The following is a 17,660-nucleotide window of genomic DNA, read 5'->3' as shown; positions in this document are numbered from 1 at the left end:
TGGTAGTGGCGCAAGAAACCAAAAGTCAGCAGCCACGCCGGTAAGTGCTGGCTTTTACTATCTTTGTTTCGGCCAATTACAAGCGCAATAAGGCTGGCGGATTTCTCCGCCAGCCTCACCTTCTTTTTTCAAAGAAGATTATTTGATTTCAGCCTTGGCACCGGCTTCGGTCAGTTGCTTCAGAACTTCTTCGGCTTCAGCCTTGGCTACGCCTTCTTTCACGGTCTTCGGAGCGCCGTCAACCATGTCCTTGGCTTCCTTCAGGCCCAGGCCGGTGATAGCACGAACAACCTTGATCACGTTAACCTTGTTGTCGCCAGCAGCGGTCAGAACAACGTCGAACTCGGTCTTTTCTTCAGCAGCAGCAGCGCCACCAGCAGCCGGGCCAGCAACGGCAACGGCAGCAGCGGAAACGCCGAACTTCTCTTCGAACGCCTTAACCAGGTCGTTCAGTTCCATAACGGTCAGGCCAGCAACGGCTTCGAGGATGTCTTCTTTGGTGATTGCCATGTAAAAATCTCCTGAATTCTATAAGAATCAAATAAGTTAAGCGGCTTCGGCTTGCTTCTCTGCCAATGCAGCCAGGGCGCGGGCGAAGCCAGCAACCGGAGCTTGCATAACGTAGAGGAGCTTGGACAGCAGTTCTTCGCGGCTCGGGATGGACGCCAACTCAGCAACCTGAGCAGCATTCAGTACCGCGCCATTGTAGGAACCTGCCTTGACGATGATCTTGTCGTCAGCCTTGGCAAATTGATGCAGCACCTTGGCAGCAGCAACCGGATCGGCAGAGATACCGTAAACGAGCGGGCCAACCATTTGTTCGGCCAGCGCTTCGAATTGGGTACCAGCAACCGCACGGCGAACCAGCGTGTTCTTCAGAACGCGCAGGTAAACGCCTTGCTCACGCGCTTGAGCGCGCAGCTTGGTCATGCTGCTTACCTCGATGCCCCGATATTCGGCGATGACGAGGGTCTGTGCAGCGGCCAGCTCGGCAGCTACAGCAGCAACGACTGCCTTTTTATCTTCGATATTGAGACTCAAGGTCTATCTCCTAGACTGAAATGAAGCAGAATGATTTCTGCTCCGCTTTGCAGCGGCGACCTGTATCAGGAGACAACATAGAGAAGGGAAACTGGTGCTCATGGGCGGAATTGAACCGCCGACCTCTCCCTTACCAAGGGAGTGCTCTACCCCTGAGCTACATGAGCCCTGAACTCTTCAGAAGCCTACTTTCGGGTACACCATCTGCGCAGGATGCAGGCCACCGGGCAGTGACTTGCGATTAAGCCTTGCGGCTCCTACGGTCTTTGACAATCTGGCAGGCAAGCCTGCCAGCCCAAAGCCAGTGGCAAGGTGGCACGCCACCTCGCCGCACTCACATCAACTTAAGCGCTGACGGAGCTGGTATCTACACGAGCGCCAATACCCATGGTGCTGGATACGGCGATCTTTTTCAGATACACACCCTTGGCAGCGGCCGGCTTGGCTTTCACCAGGGCATCTACCAGAGCGGTAAAGTTTTCACGCAGAGCTTCGGCTTCGAAGGAAGCACGGCCGATGGTGGCGTGAATGATACCAGCCTTGTCGGTACGGTATTGAACCTGACCGGCCTTAGCGTTTTTAACCGCTTCGGCAACGTTCGGGGTAACAGTACCAACCTTCGGGTTCGGCATCAGGCCACGCGGGCCGAGGATTTGACCCAGCTGACCAACAACGCGCATTGCATCCGGGGAGGCAATCACCACGTCGAAGTCCAGGTTGCCAGCTTTTACTTGCTCGGCCAGGTCGTCGAAACCGACAACTTCAGCACCGGCAGCCTTGGCGGCTTCGGCGTTGGCACCTTGAGCAAATACAGCAACGCGTACGGACTTACCGGTACCACGCGGCAGAACTACGGAGCCACGTACAACCTGGTCGGATTTACGCGGATCAACACCCAGATTAACGGCCACATCGATGGACTCGTCAAACTTGGCGGTAGCAGCGGACTTAACCAGAGCAATTGCTTCTTCAACAGCGTACAGCTTGTTGCGATCAACAGTTGCCTTCAGGGTTTGCAGGCGCTTGGAAATCTTGGCCATTTACACACCCTCCACTTCAAGACCCATCGAACGGGCGGAGCCGGCGATGGTGCGAACAGCAGCGTCCAGATCAGCAGCGGTCAGATCCGGCTGCTTGGTCTTGGCGATTTCTTCCAGCTGAGCACGGCTTACCTTGCCAACCTTATCGGTATGCGGCTTGGCGGAACCGGACTTGATACCAGCAGCCTTCTTCAGCAGAATGGTCGCCGGCGGCGTCTTCATGATGAAGGTGAAGGACTTGTCTGCATAAGCAGTGATCACAACCGGAATCGGCAGACCCGGCTCGATGCCTTGAGTCTGGGCGTTGAACGCCTTGCAGAATTCCATAATGTTCAGACCACGCTGACCCAGGGCCGGACCGATCGGAGGAGACGGGTTGGCCTTACCAGCGGGCACTTGCAGCTTTACATAGCCGACAATTTTCTTTGCCACGATTAAAACTCCTAAAATGGGTATAGCGCGAGCGTGTACTCGCTTCCCGGACGAAAGCGCAACAGTATATACGCTTACAAACTAGCTGCCAAGTAAAATTACAGCTTTTCTACCTGACTGAAATCCAGCTCAACCGGCGTGTCGCGACCGAAAATCTGCACCGACACACGCAGCTTGTTACGCTCGTAGTTAACTTCATCAACAGAGCCGTTGAAGTCATTGAAAGGACCGTCAATGACGCGAACCTTTTCACCCACTTCAAACAATACCTTCGGCTTCGGCTTTTCCACGCCTTCTTGCATTTGCTGCATGATGGCATCGACTTCCTTCTTGGAAATCGGCGCCGGGCGATTGGCAGTACCACCAACAAAACCAGTCACCTTAGGCGTACTCTTCACCAGGTGCCAGGTATCGTCGGTCATATCCATCTCGACCAGAACATAGCCAGGGAAGAACTTGCGTTCGGTAATGGAGCGGCGACCGTTCTTGATATCCACCACTTCTTCCACCGGAACGAGAATCTGGCCAAACAGATCCGCTACCTCGGAACGTTCGATGCGCTCACGTAGCGCCTTCTGCACACTTTTCTCAAAACCGGAATAAGCGTGCACAACGTACCAGCGCTTTGCCATTATCTACCTCGACCAAGAATTACATCGTAGAACAACCAGGACAGACCCGAGTCCACCATCCACATGAACAGGGCCAGCACCAGAACGAAGACGAAAACCAAGCCGGTCATTTGCATAGCTTCCTTGCGGGTAGGCCATACGACCTTGCGCGCCTCCACAAGCGAATCATTGGCATAGGCAACAAACTCCTTGCCCGGCACTGACAGCCAGACAGCACCCGCCGCCAGCACAACACCAACAATGAATGCCAGAGCGCGCAACACACCCTGATCTTCGGGAATCATGTAGAAGCCAACAACACCGGCAACCACCAGCAGACCGGCCAAGGCCAGTTTGAGTTTATCTTGCATTTCCATGTGCGGAATGTTCTCTGCGCGTATGCGACAAAAGACCAACCGGCGCACAAGCGCCGGCTGGTCTTAATTGGCAGGCCAGGAGGGTCTCGAACCCCCAACCCTCGGTTTTGGAGACCGATACTCTACCAATTGAGCTACTGGCCTATAAACCTATTAATCAAGCAATGATCTTTGCTACCACGCCGGCGCCAACAGTACGGCCACCTTCACGGATCGCGAAACGCAGACCTTCTTCCATAGCGATCGGGGCGATCAGTTCTACGGTGATTTCTACGTTGTCACCCGGCATTACCATTTCCACGCCTTCGGCCAGGCTTACAGCACCGGTCACGTCGGTTGTACGGAAGTAGAACTGCGGACGGTAGTTGGCGAAGAACGGGGTGTGGCGACCGCCTTCATCCTTGCTCAGCACGTATACGGATGCGCCAAACTTGGTGTGCGGGGTGATGGTGCCCGGCTTGGCCAGTACTTGGCCACGTTCTACGTCTTCACGCTTGGTACCACGCAGCAGTACGCCTACGTTGTCACCAGCCTGGCCTTGGTCCAGCAGCTTGCGGAACATTTCAACGCCGGTGCAGGTGGTCTTCGCAGTTGCCTTCAGGCCTACGATTTCCAGTTCTTCACCAACTTTGACGATACCGCGCTCTACACGACCGGTTACTACAGTACCACGACCGGAGATGGAGAATACGTCTTCGATCGGCAGCAGGAACGGCTTGTCAACAGCACGTTCCGGCGTCGGGATGTAGGAGTCCAGTGCAGCAGCCAGACGGAAGATGGACGGTTCGCCCATTTCGGATTGGTCGCCTTCCAGTGCCAGACGAGCGGAACCGATTACTACCGGAGTGTCGTCGCCCGGGAAGTCGTAGGAAGACAGCAGATCGCGCACTTCCATTTCAACCAGTTCCAGCAGTTCAGCGTCGTCAACCAGGTCAGCCTTGTTCAGGTAAACGATGATGTACGGTACGCCAACCTGACGGGACAGCAGGATGTGTTCGCGGGTTTGCGGCATCGGGCCGTCAGCTGCGGAGCACACCAGGATTGCGCCGTCCATCTGGGCAGCACCGGTAATCATGTTCTTAACGTAGTCGGCGTGACCCGGGCAGTCTACGTGAGCGTAGTGACGGGACTCGGTTTCGTATTCTACGTGTGCGGTATTAATGGTAATACCACGTGCCTTTTCTTCCGGCGCGCTGTCGATCTGGGAGTAGTCCTTGGCTTCGCCACCGAACTTCTTGGACAGAATGGTGGTGATCGCTGCGGTCAGGGTGGTCTTACCATGGTCAACGTGACCGATGGTGCCGACGTTTACGTGCGGTTTGGTCCGCTCGAACTTTTCCTTAGCCATGGCAAAATTTCCTGAAATGAGTCACTACAAACAAATTTGGTGGTGCCCATGGGCAGAATTGAACTGCCGACCTCTCCCTTACCAAGGGAGTGCTCTACCCCTGAGCTACATGGGCCCTTAACAGGCATTAACGCTTGGAGCGGGTGAAGGGAATCGAACCCTCGTCGTAAGCTTGGAAGGCTTCTGCTCTACCATTGAGCTACACCCGCCTGCAACAACTAAACGGCTTTCATACTACACGCCGCCAAGACGTAAATAATTCTGGTGGGGGGAGAAGGATTCGAACCTTCGAAGGCTGAGCCGCCGGATTTACAGTCCGGACCCGTTGACCGCTGGGGTAACCCCCCCTGAGAGACCCGAATAGTATAGATACCCGTTTCTGTCGTCAACACCTGTAGCGCAATTTTTTTAATTATTTTTGCCGGAAAATGCACAAAGCCCCGCACTGGGCGGGGCTCTGCTTTTTGCATCAAGCACTTAGCCTTGATCAGGCCTTGCCGGAGATCTGCAGATATTTTGCATGCAACTGTTCCTGGGTTTCCGGATGGGCCGGATCCAGCGGGATGCAATCCACCGGACAGACTTGCTGGCATTGCGGTTCGTCATAATGCCCAACGCACTGGGTACACAGGTTGGGGTCGATCTGATAGATCTCTTCGCCCTGGGAAATGGCGTTGTTCGGGCATTCCGGTTCACAGACGTCGCAGTTGATGCATTCGTCGGTAATCATGAGAGACATAGTAATTTCCTCAAGTATTCACAGTATTGATTCTGTCATCCGCCTGCCACGGTCGCAAGTTCGCCCCGTTATATCTTTATGCGGCGACCTGCAGGCGTATTACAGCGATTCTTGTTGCAGCGGACGCACCAGTGCGTAATGCACGGATGCTGCCTTGTCCTGTTTGATGACATCCCAGCCGGCCAGACTTTCAGGCCAGTGTCTGGCCTCGAAGTAAACCACGCCTTCTGCCGTCAGCAGTTCCGCCAGCACGGGCAGCACCTGCTGCAGCAATGTCGAATCATAGGGAGGATCCAGAAAGATGACGTCAAATTGTTCGCGGCAGCTTTTCACGTAGTGCAGCGCGTCCATGGCGACAACATCGATATGCATGGCCGATAGCAACTGACGATTTGCCTTGAGTGACTCGACTACCTTGCGTGATTTCTCCACCATGACCACACGGGAGGCTTCACGCGATGCCGCTTCAAACCCCAGCGCACCGCTACCGGCAAACAGGTCCAGACAGCGTTTGCCATACAGTTCCTGCCCCAGCCAGTTGAAAACGGTTTCCCTTACCCGATCCGGCGTGGGCCGCAGTCCTTCCGCATCCGGGAAGGGCAACAGGCGGCGGCGATACTGGCCACCAATGATACGGACTTTGTTTCGCTGCTGATTCATGGTACTTAGGCTGAAAACACAAGGGCGAGAGTTTACTCTTTTCCCGCCTAGCATGCTGCATCGCAAGCAGTTTGCCGGCTAAGGTGTAGCGCCTACCGTCACAATCTGCAGTTGCTGCGGATCAATCCGTCGCAGCCAGGCATCACGAATCTGCTTGCTGGTGAGTGCAGCTACCGCCTTCGGGTAGTCCTGCAGATAAGTCAGCGGCAGATGGTACTGTCCCATGGTGGCCAGATAGGGGAGCAACTTGCCATTGCTGTCGTAGCGCAATGGAAAGCCACCGATGATGTTGGCCTTGGCCTGCGCCAGTTCAGCCTCGCTTGGTCCGCTCTTTATATATGTGGCGAGTACCTCACGTGTTGCCTGCAAGGCGGCAGCAGCTTCGGCATTGCGCGTTGCCAGCGCAATGACAAAAGGTCCGGCCTGCTGCAGTGGCGTGAAATGGCTGCTCACCCCGTAGGTAAGTCCACGCTTGTTGCGCAGTTCCTGCATCAGGCGAGAATCGAATCCACCGCCACCCAGGATGTAGTTGCCGACAAGCAGTGCGTAGTAGTCCGGATCATCGCGGGTCAATACCGGCATGCCCAGCATGATATGCGTCTGACTGCCTGGCCGTGACAAGCGGAGCGGGGCAGCAGCCGGCATCACGCTTACTGCCGGAATGGCAGGCAAAGCGGCATCTTCCAGCGGCAAATCCTTTAACAAGCGATTCACCAGTTGCTCGGCATCCGGACGACTGATATCGCCCACGATGGAGACCACTGCCGTGTTGCTACGGTAATGCTGACGCCAGAACGCCAGCAGATCATCGCGCTGGATTGCCTGCAAACTTTGCACGGTGACAAATGCGGGCTTGCCATAAGGATGCGCGCCATACATGCGCTGACGCAGCATGATGTCGGCCATGGCACCGGCGTCTTCCTGTCTTTGCTGCAAGCCATCGATCGCCCGTTTACGCTCTCTGTCCAATACGGCCTGGGCAAAACGTGGCTGGCTCAGCTCGCGGGCAGCCAACTCCACCACACTTTGCAGCAGGTCCGGGCGGGTCAGCGTGCGCAAGCGCAGTCCGGCACTTTCCACATCGACAAAGCCCTGCAGTTGCGCCGCGCTGCTGGCCAGTTGCTGTTGAATGGCCTCCTCATCCTGCGTGCCGGCACCCGCATCCAGCAAACCAGCCACCATGGCAGCCAGTCCTTCCTTGCCTGGCGGGTCGCGACGACTCCCGGCATCAAAGTCGATGCGCACATCCAGCATCGGGTTGCCATGCGCTTCCACCAGCATTACCCGCGCGCGCTGCGGACTGGTCCATGACTGGATGTCCACCGCCTGCACCTGTGTGCAGGGCACTATCAGCATGCTCAACAGCATGATTGCTTTAGCGAACAAGGCCATCTCCCTTCAAGCTGCTCGTTGCAGCCGGCTGCCCACCCATTCCACGCAAGGTCAATACCGTCAGTTGCGCATCCTGCAAGGCCGCTGCAGCCTGGCGGACCTGCTCGGCACTGACCTGACGCAGGCGCTGCCGGATCTGTTCATGATCCCGCCAGGAAAACCCCAGCGACTCCAAGCTGCCAATCTGCATGGCCTGCGCGAACATGGAGTCACGCTGGTAGACCTGGTCTGCATCCAGCTGCAGCCGGACCCGCTCAAGCTCCTGTTCCGACACCCCGTGCTGCACGATCTGCTGCAGTTGTTGCCGAATGGCAGCTTCCAGCGCATCCGGCTGCCGACTGCGGGCCTGGCTGGCCGTGATGGTAAACAGTGCTGCGCCACGGCCCATCATGTCGTAGTCTGCGGAAACATCCTGCGCTTGCACGCCCCCTCGCAGCATATTGCGTGGCAAACGTGCCGCAGCGTCCCCGGACAGCACAGCTTCCAACAGTGCATAGGCATACGGCTGCGCATCACTGATACTGCCAAGTCGCGGCACATGCCAGGCCATGGTCAGGTAGTTGAGCTGTGATGGCGCGCTCAGCGCAATCCGCTTCATGCCACGCTGGGGCGGCTCTAACTGCGGATTGCGTTGCGGCAGGGCATGTGCCGGCAATGTGCCAAAATGGCGACGGGCCAGTTCAAATACCCATGCGGGCTCCACATCCCCGACCACCACCAGGGTGGCATTATTCGGGGCATACCATTGTCGATACCACTGGCGCAGGTCTTCGGCGCGGGCATGCTCCAGATCATTCATCCAGCCGATGACAGGGTTACGCACCGGATTGGCCACAAAGGCATTGGCATAGAGCGCCTCCTGCAATATGCCCATAGGTTGATCATCGGTACGCATGCGCCTTTCTTCTTTCACCACTTCCAGCTCACGACGGAAACTTTGTTCATCGATCTGCAGCGCCGTCATGCGATCTGCCTCCAGCGCCAGCACCAAGGGCAAGCGCTCGGCAGTCAGTTGGGCAAAATAGACCGTGTAATCACGGCTAGTGAACGCATTTTCCTTGCCCCCCGCCTGGGCAATACGGCGTGAATATTCGCCATCCGGCACACTGCGCGTCCCTTTGAACATCATGTGTTCCAGCAAATGGGACAAGCCGGTGTGACCATTCACCTCATCCACACTTCCTACCCGGTACCACAGCTGCGACACCACCACGGGCGAACGGGTATCACGCACCACCACCACCTTGAGCCCATTGGACAAGGTGGTTTCCACCGGGGCTGCATTCAGCATGCCAGCCAGCAGCATGAGCATGGCCCCGATCAGCCCCGATTTTGCTTTCATCATCATCGTTTCTGCCCTGTTGCTCATTTAAGGATACAATTTAGCCATTTATCGCCTTCCCAGACTACGCAGACGCATGTTTAGTTTCTTCAAGAAAAAGCCCAAACCGGTTGAAACCCCGGTAATCGAACCACAGGCAGAAGTGTCCAGCGATGCGCTGGCCGAATCTGCCCCTACGCCGCCGGCAGACAGCAGTAACACCATTGCAAAGAGCAGTGATCCCGCCACGCCAGCGGCCATCAGCCCCGTCGAAGCCGCGCAAGCCGCGCCCAGCGAGCCGGACGCCCCTGCGCGCAAACTCAGCTGGACGGAGCGCCTGAAGGCCGGCCTGTCCAAGACACGCGATAAGCTGGGCAAATCGCTGGCCGGACTGTTTGGTGGCGGCAAGATCGACGAGGACCTCTACGAGGAGCTGGAAACCGTTCTGCTGACTGCCGACATGGGCATGGATGCCACGCTACACCTGCTGAAGGATGTACGCGAGCGCGTCAGCCTGAGGGGCCTGAAAGATGGCAGTGAGCTGAAGGGCGCACTCAAGGACTCGCTCAACGAACTGATTCAGCCACTGGAAAAACCGCTGGATGTCAGCGGCAAGAAACCGTTTGTCATCATGATGGCCGGGGTGAATGGGGCGGGTAAAACCACTTCCATTGGCAAACTGGCGAAATACTATCAGCAACAGGGCAAGAGCGTGTTGCTGGCCGCTGGCGACACTTTCCGTGCCGCCGCCCGCGAACAGCTGATGGCCTGGGGTGAGCGTAACAATGTCACCGTGATTGCCCAGCAAGGTGGCGATGCCGCCGCCGTATGCTATGACGCCATCCAGGCCGCCACGGCCCGTGGCATCGATATCGTGCTGGCGGATACCGCCGGCCGACTGCCTACCCAGTTGCACCTGATGGAAGAAATCAAGAAGGTGAAGCGCGTCATCCAAAAAGCACTGCCGGAGGCACCACACGAGGTCATTCTGGTGCTGGATGCCAACATTGGCCAGAATGCCATCAGCCAGGTAAAGGTATTTGATGATGCTTTGGGCCTGACCGGCCTGATTCTGACCAAGCTGGATGGCACGGCCAAGGGTGGCGTGATTGCGGCAATTGCCAAGCAACGGCCAATTCCGCTACGTTTTATCGGCGTGGGTGAGAGCATTGACGACCTGCGGCCATTCAATAGCAAGGATTATGTCGACGCCCTGTTCGACTGAACCTCTGCCTCAACACAGCCACGCCGGCAGCTTGCTGTCGGCAACGTCTTACCGGATCAAGGGGAATCCAGCACATGATTCAGTTCGACCAGGTCACCAAGCGATATCCCGGTGGCAATGAAGCCCTGAAGAATCTTTCCTTTACCATCGACAGCGGTGAAATGGCCTTTCTGGCAGGCCACTCCGGTGCAGGCAAATCCACCCTGCTCAAGCTGGTGGCCGGCATTGAGCGTGCAAGCAGCGGCAGCGTGATTGTCAGCGGCCATAATCTGTCCAAGCTGCGCAACAGCCAGATTCCGTATGTCCGGCAGCATATCGGCATGGTGTTTCAAGACCACAAACTGCTGTTTGACCGCTCGGTATTCGACAATGTGATGCTGCCGCTGGACATCATCGGCTTCGATCGCCGCGATGCGGCGCGCCGGGTACGTGCCGCACTGGACAAGGTAGGCCTGCTGTCCAAGGAAAAATCCATGCCCATCCGCCTTTCCGGCGGCGAACAACAACGCCTGTGCATCGCCCGTGCTGTGGTTCACCGCCCCAGCCTGTTGCTGGCTGATGAACCATCGGCCAACCTCGACCGCGCTTATGCACTGGACATCATGGAGCTGTTCAAATCCTTTCATCAGGTGGGTGTCACCGTGGTGATTTCCGCCCATGATGAAACACTCATGGAAGACTATGGTCGCCGCATCATCCGGTTGAAGGAAGGACAATTCGCCGCATGAAACACTACCTGTACCTGAACTGGCAAAGCGCACGTCAAGCCCTGGGCAAGATAGTCCGCCAACCATTCGGCAGCCTGCTCACCTTGCTGATGCTATCCATCGCACTGGCACTGCCCTTGTCGCTCTATCTGACCGTCAGCAGCATCCAGGAATGGGCCGGTCGACTGACCGCCACGCCGCAAATCACCCTGTTCATGGAGCAATCTGCCGAAGAAGCCGACCTGGCCGCGGTTTCCAGCACACTCACCAAGCACCCGCGTATCCAGAGCTTCAGCTTTGTCGGCAAGAAGCAGGCACTGAGCGATCTGGAAAAGCGCAATGGCCTGGCAGGACTGAGTGATGGCCTGACCGACAATCCACTGCCCGATGCCTTCGTCGTCACCCCCAAGACACTGGAACCACACGAACTGGAAATGCTGCAGAAAGAACTGTCCGGCCTGCCCATGGTGGAAGCCGCACAATTTGATGCCCGCTGGGCCAAGCGGCTGTACGGCATGGTGGAACTGGGCAAGCAGTTAACCTGGTTCCTGGGCGGCGCACTGGGCATTGCCCTGGTGCTGGTCACGCATAATGCGGTACGCATGCAGATTCTGGCGCGGCGGGACGAGATCGAAGTGGCCAAGCTGATTGGCGCACCTGACAGCTTTATCCGCCGGCCCTTCATGTATCACGCCATGTGGCAGGGTTTGCTGGCCGGCCTGGCGGCATGGGGCCTGACCAGTTGGCTGGTACTAACCGCCAATCCTGCCATTCATGATTTTGCCCAGCTCTACAACGAGCGCGTTTCCCTGCGCGGCCTGAATGCCAGCGAACTGCTGGTGGTGCTGGCGGTCTCCGCCCTGCTGGCCATGCTGGGTGCCCGCCTGGCATCCGATCATCACCTGCGGAAAATTCAACCTCGTTAACAATCCATTACTTTCCCCTGCGGCTGGGTTTCGCTTAATGTGAGACCCAGCCAGCGCATTCATCTTGGTCTTTTCCCTGGTTTGTCTGGTAAAAATCTATCGGCTCCATAGAAAAATTCATTGACGCTGGAACCTTTGCTTGCTAGCACTCTCTATATGCGAGTGCTAAGATAGCACTACCCAAGGAGGTAGTTACACTGATGACCACAACATTTGCCTTGCCCGTTCCGTCGTCCAGCGGCAGCCTGGAGCAATACATTCAGGCGGTGAACAGTGTTCCCATGCTGACCCCCGAACAGGAGACAGAGCTGGCCACCCGCTTCCAGCAAGACAATGATCTGGAAGCCGCCCGCCAGATGGTGCTATCGCACCTGCGTGTCGTCGTATCGATTTCGCGTGGCTATGCCGGTTACGGCCTGCCGCAAGCCGACCTGATCCAGGAAGGCAATATCGGCCTGATGAAAGCGGTAAAACGCTTCGAACCGGGCCGTGGCGTTCGCCTGTTTTCCTTTGCCGTGCATTGGATCAAGGCTGAAATCCACGAATTCATCCTGCGCAACTGGCGCCTGGTACGCATTGCCACCACCAAGCCGCAACGCAAGCTGTTCTTCAATCTGCGCAGCATGAAAAGCAGCTTCTCCGCCTTGAGCGAAAATGAAGCCCGGCAGATTGCCGAAGATCTTGGCGTTAAACCCGAAGAAGTGCGGGAAATGGAAACCCGCATGAGCGGACAAGATATCGCCCTGATGGCAGATGATGGTGATGATGAAGGCTATGCCCCGATCGACTGGCTGGCCGATGCGCATCATGAACCTACCCGCGCGCTGGAGCGCAAGGCTTTCGACCATCTGCAAACCGAAGGCATCGAGTATGCGCTGTCCTCGCTTGATGCCCGCAGCCGCCGTATTGTTGAAGCACGCTGGCTGGCAGACGATGGCGGCGCCACGCTGCACGAATTGGCTGCCGAATTTGGTGTATCGGCAGAACGCATTCGCCAGATTGAAGCCAAGGCACTGGGCAAGATGAAGACTGCACTGAGCGAAGGTGTGGTCATCGATAGCTGAGCTATCAGCACAGCCTGATTTAACAAAGCCCGCGTCTGCTAACGCGGGCTTTTTCATGCACAGATGGCGTCAAGCGGGGACAAAGCCACCGCGACACCATCCGCCAGACCCTGCTTACTCCCCCTCGCCCCCCCGGTACTTGGCCGGCAACCGGTCAAACACCTGCTGGGCCACTGCACGCAAGGGCTGCCACTGCGGCACATCCTCGTCGATCTCGTCCAGATAATCCTTGGCATATGTAGGGAATGAGGCCAGTGCCGTTGAGACCGTTGCTTTGGCTTCCGCCTCCCGGCCCGCCAATGCCAGCATCTGCGCCTTCTTCATCATCACATCAGGGTAAGGGCGGAAGGCTGTCAGGCGCTCCTCCCACTCCAGCTTCTGTGACAGATTGGAGGTATCCGCAGTCAGATAATCATCCAGCGTGCTGAGCGCATGATAGGCAAACAGAGGATGCTGCACCATGATCTCGGCCAGACGCTGCTGACGCTTGGCATCGCGTGCCGGATTATCTGTCTGGGAATACAAACCGACCAGCTCGTTGTAGGTAGACCAAGTCACCACCGATAAATAACCGACAAACACCATGCCCAGCAGCCAGGCAACACGCACCAGCCACGCGGCCCGGCCCGTTCGCGCCGGCGACATGGCGGCAAACACCACCAGCATGGCGAGGAAATACAGATACCACAGCGGGTACTCCAGCATGCTGTGGATCAGCGTCACCGCCATGCAACCCAAGGCCAGCATGCCTTCCGCCTCGGCACGCTCGCTGAAGAAGGGCCACACCACCCAGGCAAAACCACCCACCACCGCCAGGGTGATCGGCAGTCCCATCTCCGCCAACAACTGCAGGATCAGATTATGGCAATTGGTAAACAGCCCACTGTTGAAGCCCGCACTGGCAAACTGCGGCAAAGGCTGCAAGCGCACACTCTCCGCGGCATATTGCGACCAGCCCACCCCCCACAGCGGATGCGACTTGAAGGTAAGCCAGGCTTTTCCCATCTCGGCAATACGTCGCGAACCCATGTCATCGCCATTGGCAGCCAGGCGCTCTACCCCGGAAGCATTGGTGACAGTGGCATGGGTGAACAGGGATACCAGATGGTTTACCAGCGGCAAGGCAAACTGTGCGGCAAACACCACGATGCAGGACAGCAACATCGCCCACATCAAGCGGCGCGATTCGGCACTACGCATGCGCCAGTGCCACAGACCGCCCAGCAGCGTCAATGCCAGCAGATAAAGCAGCGTGGTGCGCGATGCAGCATAAGCCAGCATCAACCCCAGCCAGACCACCAACACCGCCAGCCAACCGCGCGCCATGCGGTCCACGGCAAACAGATACACACCACTCACCACCGACCACATCAGATAATGCGCATATTGGTTGCGCTGTCCTATATGGCCAAAGATATTGGTACTCGGATGGGCACTGTCATAAAACAGGCCGAGCGTGTGCGCCAAGCCCGTCAACTGCGCCAGACCAATCAGTGATTGCACCAGCCCACCCACGATGATGGCCCGCGCCAACCAGACAGCAAACTCGCGCTGGCCAAAGCTCTGTTGCAGGCTATATGCCAAGCCAGCCAGCAAGGCCACTACTAACCAGGCCAGCGCGGTGGCATAGGTCATGCCGGGAAACAAGGCCTGCACCAACTGTGGCTGGAGCGCCCACAGCAACGCCAGGGACAGACACCACCAACTGGCCCGCGGAATGCGCTCAAACAATACGCCACCAGGCAGCAGGAAAACGGCTGACGCCAGCATCAGCCATACCACGTTCATCTCGCCAAACCACTGCGGCAAGGGCACAAAGTGAATGCGGGAGGCAAACGGCAGAATGGCGATCAGGCAAAAAGCCAGCAAGGCCAGACGGCGGGAAAGTGTCGGAAAGGGCATGATGGAATGAGGCCAGAATGCAAAACAGCGAGGATACCGCATGTCAGCCAGTGAAGACACCGCCAGCCATCAGCTTGGCGGTGTCTTTAACAGCTTAGAACAAGGGCTTGCGGGTCACGGGGGAAGCGACGGTCATGACGGCGGCGATACGGCCTGGATCGGTCTGAGCACCATGATCGACATATGCCTTGGCCGCCCTAGAGGAGATCAGTTGCAATGGTTTCAACTCATCCTTCCTTATCATTTCTAAACGGTAATCAAAATTAGGTGAATAGTCTGGATAGTTTGCGATTGCAAGCTTTATCGTATGCTCGGCTTTAGCCGTCTGCTTATCTAATGCATACAAAACTGCCAACTTCAGCAATACCTCTGGATAGGGCCGATAAGCAGCTAATCGGGAAAAGTGCTGCAGCTTCAGGTCTAGCTGATCACGTGAGGGAACCAGATAATTGGCCAATACAATATCTACGTCATTTGTCCACAATACATTTTTGCCGACATCAAACAAGGTTGCCATGCGCCGTACATTTTCCTGCACATTTGAGGTTGGGAAAACATACGCCACCATAGTTTGAAAGACTGCCACACCAGTCCCCACATAAAATAGTGCCATTAACATGACTACCAAGTCGCTTATCCTGATAAACGCTGTACGCAGGGGAAGCACAACCCGGCCTACAGGAGCAAGCAACAGAACGATCAAGAACATGCTGAAAAATGGTAGATACCACAGTGGATACTCAAACATACTGTGAGCTAGGATCACACAGCCGATACCCAGCAACAGTAAATTTTCCGCCGACTGTTCGCCTTTCCGCAAAAAAGCTCCTAACGTATAAAACAGTGTGGAAAATACTATCAGTACACCAACAATACCGGTTTCAGCCAGTAGCTGGAAAAAAAGATTATGGCAATGAACGAACAACCAGCTCTCTGGATATTTCGGTAACCCACCAGTTAACTCCATCTCAACTGACTGTGCTGGAAACATCCCCCAACCAATACCAAGCCAAGGTTGCTGTATAAAAATATCCCATGCTTTAGTCCACTCGATACGACGACGGATACCAAAACCTGCTGAAAAGAAACGATCTGCTCCGCTTACCACGTGAATGGGAACTCCCATCCAAGTCAACAAGGTAGCGATCTGCTGACTAAATAATTGAGTAGATACCATCAAGGCGACAGCAGCAACCATCGCCCAGACCATACGACGGACTGTTTCTGCTTTATTACGCCTGGACCAATACCATCCCAACACAGAAAAAATCAGTGCATAAGCCCATACCAAGCGTGCACCAGCACATGCCGACAACCATGCCAATAAAAACACACTTCCAATGAAAAATGGCCTACGCAATAGACTATTGGCATGAAGATAGCAAGCAGACAATATACCCCAACTTAGAAACTGGGCATATTGATTCCGCTGTCCGATATTACCCATAATGTTCGAATTAGCGGCAGACCGGTCAAACACTACATAACCATGCAAGAAAGGGGCAAGGTTTAACACTTGCAACAAACCCAACATAACTTGCAACATTGCAAAAATAAAAACCACCGTCGCAAGAGCCAGTAGAAGCTCCCCACATGCATCAGCACTAAATCGAATGGAAAACAACAGACCCCAAATCAGGAAAAAAAACAGCACTGCAATGAAGACTGTAACATTCGTCAGATTATGGTTCGTTATCGCCAAATAAATGACAAAACCAAATATTGGCAGCAATGCTTTAGATATACTTAATGAGAAGTCATACCTTGCAGGCAATAGAAATAGCATTGAAGTTGCCAGAAAAAATAGACACGATGCATCTGACACCCAGTCTGGCAATGGAGCATAACGCAGCCAACTTAAAAAGGGCAGAGTCACTGCAGCTGCAACCAATAGCCCAGCACAACCATTTTTTTTAATCATTATAAAAAAAGGTGCTCTTTACAGAGCACCTTCCACACTAATCAATTAATGATCAAAATCAGTTACCATTACGGCAATTGGAAGGCAACCAGTTGGTTGCAATAGTTCCAGCGGCACACTTCCAAGTAATTGCGCCATTAGAAGCAGCAGGAGTCAAGGTCAAAGTATTGCTAGCCGTATCGACCAAAGAGTTATAAGTCACGGTAATCACACCCGAGCCACTAAGCGAAACACTGGAAACTGCATTACCCTGAATTGTATCTGCCAACCCGGCGGAGGCATTTGTTGAGGGGAATGTATTATTAGATGCATAGTACTCGGCAACAGCCGTTTTGGCCGCAGAAGCCAACGACAGACCTTCTGTCACACGCGCACGCTTGGTGTAATCCTGGTAGGCCGGGATGGCGATGGCAGCCAGAATACCGATAATGGCTACGACAATCATCAGTTCGATCAGGGTAAAACCTTGCTGGATCTTGCTGTTCATGTTCATTCCTTTGCTTGATGGTTAACGACAACTGGAAGGTAAATACTGGGTCGATGACGCATTCGACTGGCACAACCAAGTGATGGAGCCACTTGAAATGACCGGCGTCAACGTTACCGTAAGCCCACTTAATACTGTACTGGCATTAAAACTGACCACAATCTGACTCACTGAAGAGGCTGCCACAATATTGATACTGTCGATGTAGTTGGTGGCATATGCCGTTGCGGAAGATATTCCCGCCGAAGCATTACTACTTGGCCAACTATTATTCGTCGTATAGCTATCCCACATCGCAGACTTGATCGCGTCAGCTGCTAGCAGCCCCTCAGAAACCTTGGCCCTGATGGTATAACTCTGATACGCCGGTATCGCAATCGCTGCCAAAATACCGATGATGGCCACGACGATCATCAATTCAATCAAGGTAAAACCGTTATTTCCCCGCATGACCCTCTCCGTGGTAT

At 55.3% G+C, this 17,660-nt stretch carries 19 protein-coding genes and 5 tRNA genes; 4 read left to right on the top strand and 20 right to left on the bottom strand.

The features are described 5' to 3' along the window. Positions 1 to 138: 138 nt before the first annotated feature. The 16 genes from rplL to DLM_RS21925 form a co-directional block, all read right to left on the bottom strand. Positions 139 to 510 (bottom strand): 50S ribosomal protein L7/L12, encoded by a 372-nt coding sequence (rplL, locus tag DLM_RS22000; RefSeq protein WP_045848779.1) that lies wholly within the window; start codon positions 508 to 510, stop codon positions 139 to 141. Positions 511 to 546: 36 nt separating this feature from the next. Continuing rightward, positions 547 to 1,041: a 50S ribosomal protein L10 gene (gene rplJ / locus DLM_RS21995; protein ID WP_045848778.1), complete on the bottom strand. Its 495-nt coding sequence runs from the start codon at positions 1,039 to 1,041 to the stop codon at positions 547 to 549. 92 nt (positions 1,042 to 1,133) lie between these two features. Continuing rightward, a tRNA-Thr gene (locus DLM_RS21990) sits at positions 1,134 to 1,208 on the bottom strand. Positions 1,209 to 1,385: 177 nt separating this feature from the next. Further along, positions 1,386 to 2,081, bottom strand: a complete 696-nt coding sequence (gene rplA / locus DLM_RS21985) for a 50S ribosomal protein L1 (protein ID WP_089083746.1) — start codon at positions 2,079 to 2,081, stop codon at positions 1,386 to 1,388. Next, the gene (gene rplK, locus DLM_RS21980) at positions 2,082 to 2,513 is read right to left on the bottom strand and encodes a 50S ribosomal protein L11 (RefSeq protein ID WP_059287632.1); all 432 of its coding nucleotides are present in this window, start codon (positions 2,511 to 2,513) and stop codon (positions 2,082 to 2,084) included. Positions 2,514 to 2,611: 98 nt separating this feature from the next. Next, positions 2,612 to 3,145, bottom strand: coding sequence for a transcription termination/antitermination protein NusG (nusG, locus tag DLM_RS21975; RefSeq protein WP_089083747.1), 534 nt, complete (start codon positions 3,143 to 3,145; stop codon positions 2,612 to 2,614). After that, complete coding sequence (gene secE, locus DLM_RS21970; RefSeq protein WP_089083748.1) at positions 3,145 to 3,501, bottom strand: preprotein translocase subunit SecE; 357 nt, start codon at positions 3,499 to 3,501, stop codon at positions 3,145 to 3,147. The genes nusG and secE overlap by 1 nt, the downstream gene beginning before the upstream one ends. 68 nt (positions 3,502 to 3,569) lie before the next feature. Continuing rightward, positions 3,570 to 3,645, bottom strand: a tRNA-Trp gene (locus DLM_RS21965). Positions 3,646 to 3,658: 13 nt separating this feature from the next. Beyond that, positions 3,659 to 4,849 carry an elongation factor Tu gene (gene tuf / locus DLM_RS21960; protein ID WP_119313285.1) on the bottom strand — a complete coding sequence of 397 codons (1,191 nt, stop codon included), beginning with the start codon at positions 4,847 to 4,849 and terminating at the stop codon, positions 3,659 to 3,661. Between the two features lie 40 nt (positions 4,850 to 4,889). Next, positions 4,890 to 4,964, bottom strand: a tRNA-Thr gene (locus tag DLM_RS21955). Between the two features lie 20 nt (positions 4,965 to 4,984). Beyond that, positions 4,985 to 5,058, bottom strand: a tRNA-Gly gene (locus tag DLM_RS21950). Between the two features lie 53 nt (positions 5,059 to 5,111). Then, a tRNA-Tyr gene (locus DLM_RS21945) sits at positions 5,112 to 5,197 on the bottom strand. 139 nt (positions 5,198 to 5,336) lie between these two features. Beyond that, a complete protein-coding gene (locus DLM_RS21940) occupies positions 5,337 to 5,588 on the bottom strand; it encodes a YfhL family 4Fe-4S dicluster ferredoxin (protein WP_089082795.1) in 252 nt (83 codons plus the stop codon). Between the two features lie 99 nt (positions 5,589 to 5,687). Then, on the bottom strand, positions 5,688 to 6,248 hold the full coding sequence (gene rsmD / locus DLM_RS21935; RefSeq protein WP_089082796.1) for a 16S rRNA (guanine(966)-N(2))-methyltransferase RsmD: 561 nt from the start codon (positions 6,246 to 6,248) through the stop codon (positions 5,688 to 5,690). A 78-nt stretch (positions 6,249 to 6,326) separates the two neighbouring features. Further along, positions 6,327 to 7,634 (bottom strand): M16 family metallopeptidase, encoded by a 1,308-nt coding sequence (locus DLM_RS21930; RefSeq protein ID WP_167467191.1) that lies wholly within the window; start codon positions 7,632 to 7,634, stop codon positions 6,327 to 6,329. Then, complete coding sequence (locus DLM_RS21925) at positions 7,624 to 8,988, bottom strand: M16 family metallopeptidase (protein WP_089082798.1); 1,365 nt, start codon at positions 8,986 to 8,988, stop codon at positions 7,624 to 7,626. The genes DLM_RS21930 and DLM_RS21925 overlap by 11 nt, the downstream gene beginning before the upstream one ends. 70 nt (positions 8,989 to 9,058) lie before the next feature. On the opposite strand from DLM_RS21925, the gene ftsY reads away from it, so the two are divergent. From ftsY to rpoH, 4 genes are all read left to right on the top strand, one after another. Beyond that, a complete protein-coding gene (gene ftsY / locus DLM_RS21920) occupies positions 9,059 to 10,186 on the top strand; it encodes a signal recognition particle-docking protein FtsY (protein ID WP_089082799.1) in 1,128 nt (375 codons plus the stop codon). Positions 10,187 to 10,260: 74 nt separating this feature from the next. Then, entirely contained in the window at positions 10,261 to 10,914 is a 654-nt protein-coding gene (gene ftsE / locus DLM_RS21915; RefSeq protein ID WP_089082800.1) for a cell division ATP-binding protein FtsE, read from the top strand. Further along, the gene (ftsX, locus tag DLM_RS21910; RefSeq protein WP_089082801.1) at positions 10,911 to 11,819 is read left to right on the top strand and encodes a permease-like cell division protein FtsX; all 909 of its coding nucleotides are present in this window, start codon (positions 10,911 to 10,913) and stop codon (positions 11,817 to 11,819) included. Before ftsE ends, ftsX begins: the two co-directional genes overlap by 4 nt. A gap of 200 nt (positions 11,820 to 12,019) precedes the next feature. Beyond that, a complete protein-coding gene (gene rpoH, locus DLM_RS21905; protein WP_089082802.1) occupies positions 12,020 to 12,883 on the top strand; it encodes an RNA polymerase sigma factor RpoH in 864 nt (287 codons plus the stop codon). Between the two features lie 114 nt (positions 12,884 to 12,997). Here rpoH and DLM_RS21900 read toward each other — a convergent pair whose 3' ends face one another. From DLM_RS21900 to DLM_RS23930, 4 genes are all read right to left on the bottom strand, one after another. After that, a complete protein-coding gene (locus DLM_RS21900) occupies positions 12,998 to 14,785 on the bottom strand; it encodes a PglL family O-oligosaccharyltransferase (RefSeq protein WP_089082803.1) in 1,788 nt (595 codons plus the stop codon). Positions 14,786 to 14,879: 94 nt separating this feature from the next. Then, complete coding sequence (locus tag DLM_RS21895) at positions 14,880 to 16,706, bottom strand: PglL family O-oligosaccharyltransferase (protein WP_089082804.1); 1,827 nt, start codon at positions 16,704 to 16,706, stop codon at positions 14,880 to 14,882. Positions 16,707 to 16,764: 58 nt separating this feature from the next. Next, on the bottom strand, positions 16,765 to 17,193 hold the full coding sequence (locus tag DLM_RS21890) for a pilin (protein WP_089083022.1): 429 nt from the start codon (positions 17,191 to 17,193) through the stop codon (positions 16,765 to 16,767). Positions 17,194 to 17,214: 21 nt separating this feature from the next. Next, entirely contained in the window at positions 17,215 to 17,643 is a 429-nt protein-coding gene (locus DLM_RS23930) for a pilin (RefSeq protein WP_089082805.1), read from the bottom strand. Between the last annotated feature and the right edge of the window lie 17 nt (positions 17,644 to 17,660).

It is taken from the genome of Aquitalea magnusonii, assembly GCF_002217795.2.
Lineage (GTDB): Bacteria > Pseudomonadota > Gammaproteobacteria > Burkholderiales > Chromobacteriaceae > Aquitalea > Aquitalea magnusonii_B.
This window is presented reverse-complemented; position numbering and strand designations above follow the sequence as displayed.

Bases quoted from the DNA above. Each gene is read 5' to 3' on its own strand.
- rplL (WP_045848779.1), bottom strand. From the start codon at position 510: ATGGCAATCACCAAAGAAGACATCCTCGAAGCCGTTGCTGGCCTGACC.
- rplA (WP_089083746.1), bottom strand. From the start codon at position 2,081: ATGGCCAAGATTTCCAAGCGCCTGCAAACCCTGAAGGCAACTGTTGAT.
- nusG (WP_089083747.1), bottom strand. From the start codon at position 3,145: ATGGCAAAGCGCTGGTACGTTGTGCACGCTTATTCCGGTTTTGAGAAA.
- secE (WP_089083748.1), bottom strand. From the start codon at position 3,501: ATGGAAATGCAAGATAAACTCAAACTGGCCTTGGCCGGTCTGCTGGTG.
- tuf (WP_119313285.1), bottom strand. From the start codon at position 4,849: ATGGCTAAGGAAAAGTTCGAGCGGACCAAACCGCACGTAAACGTCGGC.
- DLM_RS21940 (WP_089082795.1), bottom strand. From the start codon at position 5,588: ATGTCTCTCATGATTACCGACGAATGCATCAACTGCGACGTCTGTGAA.
- rsmD (WP_089082796.1), bottom strand. From the start codon at position 6,248: ATGAATCAGCAGCGAAACAAAGTCCGTATCATTGGTGGCCAGTATCGC.
- DLM_RS21925 (WP_089082798.1), bottom strand. From the start codon at position 8,988: ATGATGATGAAAGCAAAATCGGGGCTGATCGGGGCCATGCTCATGCTG.
- ftsY (WP_089082799.1), top strand. From the start codon at position 9,059: ATGTTTAGTTTCTTCAAGAAAAAGCCCAAACCGGTTGAAACCCCGGTA.
- ftsE (WP_089082800.1), top strand. From the start codon at position 10,261: ATGATTCAGTTCGACCAGGTCACCAAGCGATATCCCGGTGGCAATGAA.
- ftsX (WP_089082801.1), top strand. From the start codon at position 10,911: ATGAAACACTACCTGTACCTGAACTGGCAAAGCGCACGTCAAGCCCTG.
- rpoH (WP_089082802.1), top strand. From the start codon at position 12,020: ATGACCACAACATTTGCCTTGCCCGTTCCGTCGTCCAGCGGCAGCCTG.
- DLM_RS21900 (WP_089082803.1), bottom strand. From the start codon at position 14,785: ATGCCCTTTCCGACACTTTCCCGCCGTCTGGCCTTGCTGGCTTTTTGC.
- DLM_RS21895 (WP_089082804.1), bottom strand. From the start codon at position 16,706: ATGATTAAAAAAAATGGTTGTGCTGGGCTATTGGTTGCAGCTGCAGTG.
- DLM_RS21890 (WP_089083022.1), bottom strand. From the start codon at position 17,193: ATGAACAGCAAGATCCAGCAAGGTTTTACCCTGATCGAACTGATGATT.
- DLM_RS23930 (WP_089082805.1), bottom strand. From the start codon at position 17,643: ATGCGGGGAAATAACGGTTTTACCTTGATTGAATTGATGATCGTCGTG.